We start from the raw sequence: 12,128 nt of genomic DNA on the forward strand, positions 1-12,128 counted from the left end.
TATGGTAACAAAGAAACAAAGTGTTGAAGAGTTCTCCACGCAGTTATCTGCGCAAATTTGGGGGCATCGGTTTAAAGATGGACAAAAAGGTCCAGAATACGTACTTGAATTTTTGAATGTATTGAAGGGGACTGACTATGATTTTAGCGCAAATGAATACTCCCGTGTTCGCTCAACAGGCCTAAGACAATTCATCTTTGAAGGAGATAAAGAAGGGGCAAAAACGGGAGTTGTAAGCCTGACAACTGAACAGAAGGAGTCCCTCTATGAACTTGTAGGGAACAAAGATGAAATAAATGTAATAAGAGATTTTTTTAGGAATCTTGAAATTCCCCTTACAGATGGGACAGGTAAACCAGCGAACCGTTCCTGGTATGCCAAGACTTTATACCCTCTACATGAGTCTCTTTTATTCTTTGAGCTTAGAACATTGAATAAAGGCAATCAAAAATCCTATAACTTTGAGCGGAACTTCTTTGCTCGGGGGGGAGAATTATATTTCTTAATGATCTCCTATGGTACCGAGAACGACATTGAATTAAGAAGAAAAATCCAAGAGAGATTAAAAACATTGCTTGGGAAAAATAAAGCGATTGAAAATATAGTTACAAAAATTTCTTTGCAATTAAATGATGAAAAAAATGGCAGCTCAGATTACTATCCATTGAAAAAGGAAGCAGATACTAATAGAGAGTATCCAATGCTCCCTGTAACAGATGATGTCATTTACTCTGAATTCGCTGAAGAGTTTTATAACCTGATTAGCTTAAATATTGATATTTATGAACTGTTTGAATTAATGACAAGTCTGATTACATTCCAGTTAGGCAGATACATGTTAAAGAGAGCCCAGATAAATGAACGAGATCAGGTAACTTTTTTCTTTGATTGTTTAGATGCACAAGTTGGCCCGATACAAAAGCTTTCAACAAGGTCCTTTAGTGATAATGAATTACTCATAAAAAATAAGTTTGAAGATTACTTCAAACAAACTTTTAACGAAAAGATTCCTTCATCACAATTCGTTATGGGAAGTTTAGAAAGCTGGCATGCTGACCCTGACTTATTAATTGATTTACTAGGATTAAGCCGTCTTTCAAAAGTAAGGAAAAATAAGATCGCAAAAGTCATTCAGAAATGTGATTCTTATGAGAAAGTTATGAGTCATTTATTCAACGTAGTAAAAGATATAGTTTCTGATCAGTTAAAGAAACATCAATTGAGCATCGTACGGGGACTAACAAGAGATGGCGGTTATGGAGGTTACAGAAGAGGCAGCAAATATCGCTACTTTATGTCTGATACTTTCATTCAGGCTCTAGTATATGCAAACCTTCAACCTGGGAAACAAATGGAGTTCCACAGTTTCTTGGAGAAAATTTATCTGAATTATGGTTTTATCATAGGGGAAGTACAAGCTAAAGAAAATGGAATCTATGAAACATCTAAATTAAATGTTAGTTACTTCCATCGAAATGAGTATGCGTTAAGAGAAAAATTGAGGCATAATGGACTTCTGATTGAATATTCAGATGCAACAGCAATGATTAGAAATCCTTATGAGCAAGCAGGGCAGGTGAGAGTATGATTACTTACAATGATCTTCTAGGCAAGTGGATCTTTAATATCTTGTTAGAGCACTTTAAAGAACAAAGCCAAGATGGGACAAATAAGCTATTTATAAAAGTAAATGGGTTAACAGATGAAAATGTTCATTCTCTGCTCAATGAATTGGACGAAAAGGAATCTAAATTAGAGAAGTATTATACTCCAATGATTCGTACAATTAAATCGGTTGATGGTTTTGATCAATTTAAACTGAAAGAAATTGAAACAAGTACGTGGTTGAGAAACTATACGTTCTCTGGTAATGCGCTTGTCATCATTATTAATGAACTTACTCCAGAAGCTCAAAGTTTGGAAAATCTGTTCGCAATCGATGAAGCTTACTTACTTTCTGAATTTGGGTTAGAAAACCTTTTTGCCTTATTGTCTGAAGAGTTTCAACTTGCAGCTGAAGAAATTGATACAATTAAAGAATTCTTTAGTATGTATAGTAGATTAACGGAACCACAACTTCGGTTTATTTTGAGATTTATCGAGAAAGTCTTGAATCAGGAATCCCCTTCAATAGTAGAAAAGCTTCAAACTAATTTACCGGAACTAAATTTATTCAAGGACCAAAGTTTGGTGATTGGGCCAAAAGGGAGAAAAAGACTCCGAGCGAATTTTTTACTAGCAAATCTCCAAAAAGCTAACGGTGATTTAGATACTGAAAAGTTGCAAAATAACCTATACACTTTTATTGAATCGGAAGAAAAAAATAATTTCGCTGATGAACTCTGGAGTGGTATTAACCCTGCGGAATTTGAAGAAAAAGTAATTGATTTTCTAAATCAGAAAGACCTGGATTTACTTCGTTATGAATTTAATGTTGTGGAAACTGTATTAAACTTCAAGACCAAGGTTGGCCTCTCTGATAAGATTAAGGATGCGCTTATCTTCAATGGAGAACCTACTAAGGAAGAGATCGAAAAAATAGAAGAAGGTATCTCCGAAATCGAAAAAAACCAGAACCCCGATGCCATGCAGGATTTTTTAGAGGAGTATGAGGAGCAGTTATCTCAAGCAAACAAGCTGGATAAAGTTATTTCCCGAAGGATTGAAAAGCTCCGTCACCCTAAGGACTATCACGATTTAATTAACGCTCTCCAATATGAATCTTTTTCCCTACTAGAGGAGAATGCAGAGAAGGTTATACAAAATACCTCCTTTGAATTAACGGTACATGCACCGAAGCTTACACAACAAATATTGGATTTATTAAAGTTATATTTAGAGGGTCTCTCTAATGTAGTTCCTCATATTGTCTTTAAGCAAGACTCCTTAAATTCTATTAATATTGATGAGAGTGCCAACGATGAAGTGACATTCAAGCTGCACTTATTGAACGATCGTGAGGTACTAGGGACTGAATCTTTCAAAGTAAGAGGATTTGAACAATTACAGCTACTTACCTTCAGAGAGGAGATAGAAGAAGGTAAAATCCCACATCTTAAGAGTTATGAGGAAGAAGAAGTTCAACTTTTAGATGTAAGAGAAATGCTATATGAGAGAGTGGATGGATACCTCTCGATTAATCAATCAGGGTTTGAAGAGCATTATAATCGCTTCTCTGGTTTCTTAGAAGAATACTCACTTATATTAAGGGATATTCTAAAATCTGGATTGTTTAATATTGATATTTACAAATTCAAAAATCATCTTGAAGAGATACTTTCTGGTGTAACGACTTCGGTTGATATTGCAAGTCATATTTATCAGTTCATTAACTATATTGGTACCATTGATACACTTGATGTTAAATTGGGTCAGAAAGGTTTTTGTAATGAAAGAATTGTGACTGTACTAAACCCAGTAAGGTTGGTCAGTTATATTTCTAGATACCAAATACTTGAAGATCAAATTTCAGAGTGGGTCGAAAGAACTATCAATGGTGAGCTTGAGGTCAATAATCTCGAGGATTACCTTGAGTTTGTCACTGAGAAAACTTTGAACTTGGCCCCTAGATATTTTTCCAGTGATGGGGACGATTCCTTCCTTATCGAAGTGAATGAAGTTTTAGGAGAAGGTCAGTTCATTTTAAATACAAAACGTTCGGATAATATGGACTACCTTTCAAACGAATTATCAGATGAGTTAGTAAAAAGTGTAAAAAGTTATTTTGAGGTTTACCCATATGCAAAAGATGGATTAGATATCTTATTCCTCTATTGTCAAAGTGCAGATATCATCACTAAGTCAATTGATGCTCTATTCAGTAAGCATAAATCTTTGAATAAAATAAAAATTACGGTTCACTCCACACAAGCTGCTAGTATCCATCAGAAAATCAATCAATGGATCAAACAGAAGGAAGAATATACCAATCCAGAAAAGTATAGCAAGTTTCCGACTGTAGAAGTGAACGTTATATCAGGGAACACTATCAATGAGATATCTACTCAAATAAATGCACACATGATTGATGCAGACCTTGTTGTACTGGCGGATTATTTCGGTCAGAGTAATCAAGTGAAGTATGAATTTGATAAGGTAGAAGTTAAACAATCGAGTGATTGGTTTAACCTTGTTTATAAGGAGCCCTTACTTGAAACTGAAAGTTTGAAAAGGATATCGTATGTCAGTGAACATTTACCTGACACACTTAAATCCTTTTATCAGCTGCAATACATCTTCCAGAAAAAAGAAATGCTTGAGGAAAATGAATTATACGTTCTGAAGAATAAGATTTCTTTATCAAACTTCTCAGACAATGCTCTTATTGATTATATGCATGAGAATTTTAACTGGATTATGTTTATGGATCGTTACCTTGATAAATCGTTATTGGAGAAGGCCTCATCGAAAGCTCAAATTATTCAATACAAATCAAAGGCTGGGGCGAACAAAAACTTTAAATTAATTGTTTCTTCTTCGGAATATATCAAGAAGCTGAATTCAAATAAGCAGGACTATGAATATTATGATAGGTTGACCAAAAAGCTGTCCCTCATTCTCAAAAATGAAAATGTCCAAAGAGAAAGTGTTAAAAAGGCAGTTAATGAAGTTAAATCTATTTCTGGTGCTCTTGTATTGAAAGCAATAGGACCAGGGAAGTTTTCTCATGAACTGGTAGCCACATATCTTAGCATGGAACGACGTTCAAGTTTAGAGTACGACCTTCAGGTATGGTCAGTCTGTGATGAATTGCCTTGGTTCAGAAAGAACAATAGGCGTCCGGATTTAGTTATTACGACTGTAAAAGAAAATGATGGGAAGGTCACTTTGGATTTTGAGCTTCTTGAGCTAAAATTTGTTAATCATGCTATATTTGAAAGAGAAAGATATGATGCTATCAAACAAATTCAATCAGGGCAAAATTTATATGAAAACCTATTTGATTTTAGTCAAGATAATGCAGATGCTGAATATTGGAGAAATGAGTTAGTCCATTATTTCATTGAAAAAGGAACTTACTCACCTGAAGAGGCATATCTCCTGAAGAGACTCCAAAATGCTCAACTTGACGAGGTTCAAGTAAATATCCATTCTTCTATTGATGCTTATTGCTACACTTCAAACCTATATCAAAATAATTTTGAACGAATAGAAGAGGATGTTTATGTAGATATGATTGAGGGTGAATTTAAAAACCTCATCTTCAACCGTGCTTATATCTTAAAATCATTGGGAGCATATAATATTGATGAGCCAGAGTATGCTGAACTGGAAAGTACTACGGCCAGTTTCTCTGAGAGCCTTGTTTTGGAAGATGAGAGAAAAGGTTTGGATGATGAAGAAGATGATTTAGAAGGAGATTCTGAAGAACTTGTTCGACCAGGAGGTACAGGTAACGGAGAAACAATCAAAGATGGCGATGACAAGGAAGACCAAAATGATCCAGATGAGGATAATGTTGTAGTTCTTCCTCCACAACCAAGCGACCCGGCTGACCGGAATTATCCTGAAGTGGAAGCATTAAAAGGTATTGAAACTAATCGATATGATAAAGCTGTAGACCATTCCGAACTAAAAAGGAAGTATGTCTCTACGTTAGAGACTCATTTTAATCGGAATGGGCTAAATGTCAAAGTGAATGATGTTATTGTAGGGTCAAGTGTGATTCGATTAACGTTAACCCTCCCTTCATCCCTTAGCATTGATAAAGTGTTGAAGAAAAGGAAGGACATTCAGATTTGGCTGGGTCTTGATCAGGAGCCACATTTATTTATAGATAAAAATGGCTTGAACATTGATATTGTTAGGGAAGAGCCTGACACAATATATTTTGAAGAGTTCATGGCGATCGCAAGACAGCAGCTAGGAGAAAAAATCAAGAAAACAAATTTAGTTGCACCTATGGGATTTGATCCCCTGAATGATGTCATAAGTATTGATCTCTCTGATCCTTCTACTCCTCATTTATTAACAGGAGGTACTACAGGTAGCGGTAAAAGTGTAACATTAAATTCCATTATCCTAGGGACAATGTGCTTTTATGAACCATCACAGCTGCAGTTTGTATTCATAGACCCTAAGCAGGTAGAGTTTTCAATATATGAAGGTTTACCACACACCGAGTCAGTCGTCACCGAGATTGGTGAAGCTGTAAATAAACTAAGTCTTATGGTAGAGGAAATGGAAAGAAGATACAGTATGTTCAAAGATGAATATGCAAGTAATCTTGACGAGTATACTCAAATGACACAAGAGGTACTTCCGAGGATTGTAATTGTCTTCGATGAGTTTGCTGATTTTATGAGCCAAGAAAAAGAAATTGCAAGCCAGGTAGAAAACGCAATATTAAGATTGGGTCAAAAAGCGAGAGCTGCAGGAATTCACTTAATCATCTGCACACAGAACCCAAAATCTGATATTATTAATACGAACATTAGAAATAACTTAGGAGCAAGATTAGCTTTAAGAGCTACCGATTCAACTGCCTCTTCAGTCATCCTAGGTGAAAGCGGAGCAGAAAATTTAGGTGGAAAAGGTGATTTCTTAGCTAAAACTGCTAGTCAAAAAGTGACTAGAGGTAAGAGTCCTTTCTTGACTCCTGAGGTTAAGAGAGCTTTACTCAAATATTTTAGTTCTAAGGGCAAATAATCTTTAATGCATCTAGATGTACATCTAGATGCATTATTATCGCTGTTTTGGACTTCTGGAAGGACATCTCCAGAAGAAATATATGTATTCGGAAGGCTGATAATTATGGCATACGGTCAACATCAAAGCTTTTATTTAAGAGATCGTTGGTTAAATAAAGCAATTAAACACTTAAGAGAAGATAGTAGGTTCTTTTATGATAAGGAAGCATTTGAGAAAATTGGATTAGGAAAAAATATGGTTCAATCCTTAAGGTTTTGGGTTGTTGCTACAGGAGTAGTGGAAGAGAAGTTTAATGAGGAACGGAAAAAGGTACATCTTCTAACCCCTCTCGGTGAATTGATCTATAAATATGACAAGTTCATCCAGTTTAGGGACACTGCTGCAATTATTCATTATAATTTATCCAAAGACAATGAACCTGCCACCACATGGTATTGGTTCTTTAATGAGTTTAGTGAAACAGCTATCTCTAAGGAAGAACTCAATTCCTCATTGAATGAATGGGTATCACTCCATGAAGATAAAAAGGTTTCACCTAAATCCTTAAAAAGAGATATTGATTGTTTGGTCAAGTTGTATACTGCTGGGCAAAGTATATTAGATCCTGAAGAGGTCATTCAGAGTCCAATTAATAAAATTAATATATTGAAAGAATCAAAAGGTACTATCATTAAAAAAGTACCATCAATTTCTGATATTGGAGAAACTGCATTGTTCTATACACTTCTAAAATATGCAGAAGAACAGGAAATTGATAATGTAAGTGTGGATGAGATTATAACTAGAAAAGGACTATGGGGAAATATTTTTAACATGAACAGGGCTGTTATTGTTAATGCGCTAGAAAAATTCACTTCCCATCCTAAATATCCAATTAAGTTCACTAGAACTAACAACTTAGATACCGTCAGACTACCATCTATTTCTTCGCTGGATTATTTGGAGTTTGAATATAAGCGAAAGGTTGAGACACTAGTATGAAAACCAAAAATAGAGAATTTAAATCTAGTGTAAATATAAAATTTGACTTAGGTAAACAGGAGTTTTTCCGGAATTATTTGCCCACTCCGTCTCATGCTGAATCATTACAAAATATTGTAGCGGGATTCAATGATAAAGAAGGTAAACATTCTCATATAGTGATAGGCCCGTATGGAACAGGAAAATCATTATTGGGTACATTAATAGCCGGAATGGCTTCAAGAACAGTTAGTGATTCTGCTTTTGATTTATTAAAGAAAAAATTTAACCAGGTTGACGATGAAATATATGATCAACTCAGTAAATTTCAACAAAATGATAAAAAATATTTGCAGGTGATCCTGAATGGGAATGAAGGCAGTTTTAGGCAATCAGTTATTTCTGCAATCATGAGAACCATTGAAGAAAACAATTTAGAGATCATTGTGCCTGGAATCATTAATAAAATTCTACTAACAGTTGATAAGTGGAAAGAAGAATTTCCAAAAACATATAAGGACTTCAAAAAACTATTAAAGGAAACTGACCGAAACATTGATGTTTGGAAAGTAAATGTCCTTAACTTTGAAAGAGAAGAAATTGATTGGTTTAAAGGAATCTTTCCTTCATTGTCTTCTGGAGCCGAATTTATTGTAGATTACAAAGAAGATTTTACTGAACAAATAAAGTTTGTTATTGATGAATTAGATAAACGAAACTTAGGTTTATTCATCGTGTATGATGAATTTGGTCGTTTTCTTCAGAGCTTACAACCAAATATGATTCATGAAACAATGCAGGATCTGCAAGATCTTGCTGAATTAAGTGACCACTATGCAAAACATTTACACCTTTTATTTATTACTCATAAAAATCTTCGTCACTATTTTTTTAAACTAAGTGAAGAATATCAAAATGAATTTCAGCGAATTGAGAAAAGATTTAATCTCTATCACATTGATAGCGATAGGTCTACTTTTATTAGGCTAACAGAATCAATCCTTTCTGAATTTGAAGAAGTAAAGAAGATACCTGAATCAATAGAATCAAGTGTTAAAAGTGAATTAAGGAAGTATCCTCTTTTTTCTAACTTGAATCAAGTAGAAATAGAAAAGCTAGTCATTAAGGGAGCGTTTCCAATCCATCCGGTTGCCATTTTTGTGCTTCCTCACTTATCTAGTCAGTTTGCTCAAAATGAACGAACGCTATTTACATTCTTACAGAGTAAGGAAACAGGCGGGCTTGTTAATCATATTAAAACCGATTCTGATTATTATTTGACATATAAATTATTTGACTTTTTCTTCCCAGAGATTAATCAGGAAGAGTACCTTGAGAATAAGGGATTGGAAATATTTAAGAAGCTTGTTCCGAGAATACCAATAGATAGAAGTGAATTAACTAATCTCTTTAAATTCATTTCAATATGGTCTATTACAAATTTGTTTTCCAAACAAAAATTAACTTCAGACTTTATTAGTTTTTCAATGGGGTTAAGCAAAGATGTAGTTGAAGAACAACTTTACCAATTATCAAGATTGAAAGTAATCAGGTATAATAGAATTCAAGGGAACTGGGAGCTTTTTGAAGGGAGCTCCATTGACCTGGACCATGAAATTCAAGTAAGAAAAGAATACAGTAGTATAACTTCAAAGCAGAAAAAAGGCATACTAGAAAAAACACTGAGTAAAAAGTATTTCCTTGCGAATGATTATAATGATCAAAAGAGTATGACAAGATTTGCATCCGTAAATCTATTATTGAGTTCTGAACTCTTAGAACCTAATTTTGATAGTTCGAAGATTAGAAATGACATGAATTCAGATGCAATCGTTAATTATGTCTTATTAGAAGATCTAAAAGAGCGAGAATCAGTGTTAAATCAGTTGAAGACGTTAAAAGATAAGTATTCCTACTATTGTATTACATTCAAATGCTTGGAAGATATTAGAGAAGAACTTATACAGTACCATATCTTGAATAACTTAAAGTCAGATCCCGACTTCATGAAAAATGATAAAGACTTATTGAATGAAGTTACAATCAAGTTAGAGGATATTTTCTACTCACTAACAAATTTCATGAAATCATATACTGACTTCACTAGTGAGCTTGATTGGTTTTTAAATGGTGAAGAAATTCAAATTAGGAATGAGATTATTTTTGAGAAAAACCTTTCTAATCTAATGTTTGAGATATTCCCATTAACTCCAGAAATCAGAAATGATTCTTTTGTTAGAAGAAAAATAAACTCGGTCCAACAAAAAGCAGGTTACAAAATAGTCGATCATATTATTGAGGATTACAAGAATGATGGTATTTATATTGAAGGAAACGGGCCTGACTACCTTATCTATGCAACCATATTTAAAAACAATAAATTAGACCTTATTAATTTGAATCATATCCAGTCGATAGAGTTCAACCGTTTAAGACTTGATTTAGTGAACGAGCTAGCAGAAAATGATTCGGGGAAATTGAGTAATTTGACCGATATTTTGAAAAGAGAACCATATGGCATTAGGGCTCCTCTTATTCCAATAATCCTAATAAGTCTTTTAAGAGATAAATGGGATCAATTAATGTTTTACCGAAACGATATGTATGTTCCTGGAATAACAGGAGAAAAGCTTTATCAAATGGTTGAAGAGGATACTGAGTATGAATTCGTCTTTTACGATTTTGATGAAAGATATAAACCTATTTTCCGTTCTCTTACAGAAACCTTCGGTGAGTATGTCTCCGAAACGGCCTTAAAAAGTGCTACACCTATTGTACTTAGTAGCGGATTGTTAAACTGGTTAAGATCGTTACCAAGATTTACTCAAGTTACAAACAACATGAAAAAGGAGCTTGTTGAGTTCAGAGACCTTATCAAGAGAAGCGAGATTGATCCACGCTCTACTATTGAGATATTGTATTCAACATATGCCTCCAACCTAAGAGGAATTACAAAGAATAAAGCAAATTTAGAAAGTCACTTGTGTGATTACAAAGAAGAGCTAGAGAATAGAGTATTAGGCTTGATTGGGTGTAGAGATTTCGAAGAACTATACCATTGGGCAAATAACAAAAATCCAGTCGTTAAGAAGAATAATTCTCTAGTAAATGGCATAGTTAGTGCTTCTACAGAGAATTGGATTGATTCTATAATCCTAACAATTGTAGGGGTTAGGCTTGAAGAATGGTCAGATACAACAGATCAGATGTTTGAACAATTACTTCTAAAGGACTATAATTCAAATGAAAGTGAGTTACCTCAAGGAGAGTATCTGACCATTAATTTAAATGGATCTGATAAGTCTATTACCAAGGTAGAAATGTCCACAAAGACTCAAACGATCTATAAGAATGTACATCGTATGATAAAAAATGCCGGCAGGAATGTACCCAAAGATGAAATTGAGTATATGATCTATCACTTGGTAAAAGAGTTTGTTGAATAGGGGATGATCAAATGGAAAGAAAACCAGTCCATGTAGCAATGTTCAGCGGAGGTGCAGCAAGCTCCTATGTTGCTTATAAAATGGTACAAGCTCATGGAAAAGAGAATAGCATTTTATTCTTCACGAATACCTTATGGGAAGATGAAGATAACTATAGATTTATGGACGAAGTAGCAGATTATATCGGTATAGAAATTACTGAGAAAATAGACGGTAGGACACCTGAGGAAGTATTCTATGACTATCGCTTCCTAGGTAATTCACGGTTAGCAAAATGCTCAGAAGAACTTAAAGTGTATCAAACCGTTGTTTTTCTTGAAGAATTACGAGACAAGCATAACCTAGAGCCTATCCTATATTTCGGGATAGGACCTCATGAATCTCACCGTGCAGACAATTTAAGAGAGTTCTATGCCCATTATCCAATAGAGCCGATTGAAACTAGATTTCCTATGATTGAAACATTCAGGGAGGACACTGATGCTAAATCCATCATTCAAAATGAATGGGGGATTAAGCTTCCAAGAATGTATGAAATGGGCTTTTCTCATGCCAATTGTGGAGGCCGTTGTGTTCGTGGTGGTTTTGGACACTATGCTTTACTGTATAAGATTTGGCCAGACCGTTACCAAGAGCAAGAAGAAATGGAAGAAAATTTCCGTAAACACTTTGAAAAGGATGTTTCCATACTTAAGAAAAATGGAGGTCCTTATACATTAAAAGAATATCGTGAACAGATGGAACGAGAAGGGGTAGACAACTTTGTGAATATCAAAGATGAAACTGTTCCTTGTGTTTGTTCTTTCTCATAATTAATTTATAAAGTCCGACGGAGATTCTGTCGGACCTTTTCTATTTGATGGTATAATAAAGAAAAAATTGTTAACAAGATAATATATTAAAAGATTCTTATAAAAACATATTATAATAGAAATCATTTTTAGATATGTATAATTATAGAGTTATAATTTCTAAAGCAATCCCAAAAATCTATTTTATTATTCAGTTGTAAAGAGCTGCTATAAAACTACCAGCCACTTAGTTAGAGAAAAAATCGTTTAAAATAGGGGT

The 12,128-nt window shown here is 34.2% G+C and carries 5 protein-coding genes; all 5 read left to right on the forward strand.

Going from position 1 to position 12,128, the window contains the following annotated elements:
- Position 1 precedes the first annotated feature (1 nt).
- The 5 genes from M1E09_RS10480 to M1E09_RS10500 all read left to right on the forward strand — a co-directional run bounded on the left by M1E09_RS10480 (position 2) and on the right by M1E09_RS10500 (position 11,869).
- Entirely contained in the window at positions 2 to 1,588 is a 1,587-nt protein-coding gene (locus M1E09_RS10480) for a hypothetical protein (RefSeq protein WP_456274772.1), read from the forward strand.
- Positions 1,585 to 6,648 carry an FtsK/SpoIIIE domain-containing protein gene (locus M1E09_RS10485; protein WP_456274773.1) on the forward strand — a complete coding sequence of 1,688 codons (5,064 nt, stop codon included), beginning with the start codon at positions 1,585 to 1,587 and terminating at the stop codon, positions 6,646 to 6,648. The genes M1E09_RS10480 and M1E09_RS10485 overlap by 4 nt, the downstream gene beginning before the upstream one ends.
- 105 nt (positions 6,649 to 6,753) lie before the next feature.
- On the forward strand, positions 6,754 to 7,632 hold the full coding sequence (locus tag M1E09_RS10490) for a DUF4007 family protein (protein ID WP_456274774.1): 879 nt from the start codon (positions 6,754 to 6,756) through the stop codon (positions 7,630 to 7,632).
- A complete protein-coding gene (locus M1E09_RS10495) occupies positions 7,629 to 11,057 on the forward strand; it encodes a hypothetical protein (RefSeq protein ID WP_456274775.1) in 3,429 nt (1,142 codons plus the stop codon). The genes M1E09_RS10490 and M1E09_RS10495 overlap by 4 nt, the downstream gene beginning before the upstream one ends.
- Positions 11,058 to 11,068: 11 nt before the next feature.
- The gene (locus tag M1E09_RS10500) at positions 11,069 to 11,869 is read left to right on the forward strand and encodes a hypothetical protein (protein ID WP_456274776.1); all 801 of its coding nucleotides are present in this window, start codon (positions 11,069 to 11,071) and stop codon (positions 11,867 to 11,869) included.
- The last annotated feature ends 259 nt before the right edge of the window (positions 11,870 to 12,128 follow it).

It is taken from the genome of Bacillus sp. AK031, from assembly GCF_053903065.1.

Coding starts and splice junctions, on each gene's coding strand:
- M1E09_RS10480 (WP_456274772.1), top strand. CDS start 2: ATGGTAACAAAGAAACAAAGTGTTGAAGAGTTCTCCACGCAGTTATCT.
- M1E09_RS10485 (WP_456274773.1), top strand. CDS start 1,585: ATGATTACTTACAATGATCTTCTAGGCAAGTGGATCTTTAATATCTTG.
- M1E09_RS10490 (WP_456274774.1), top strand. CDS start 6,754: ATGGCATACGGTCAACATCAAAGCTTTTATTTAAGAGATCGTTGGTTA.
- M1E09_RS10495 (WP_456274775.1), top strand. CDS start 7,629: ATGAAAACCAAAAATAGAGAATTTAAATCTAGTGTAAATATAAAATTT.
- M1E09_RS10500 (WP_456274776.1), top strand. CDS start 11,069: ATGGAAAGAAAACCAGTCCATGTAGCAATGTTCAGCGGAGGTGCAGCA.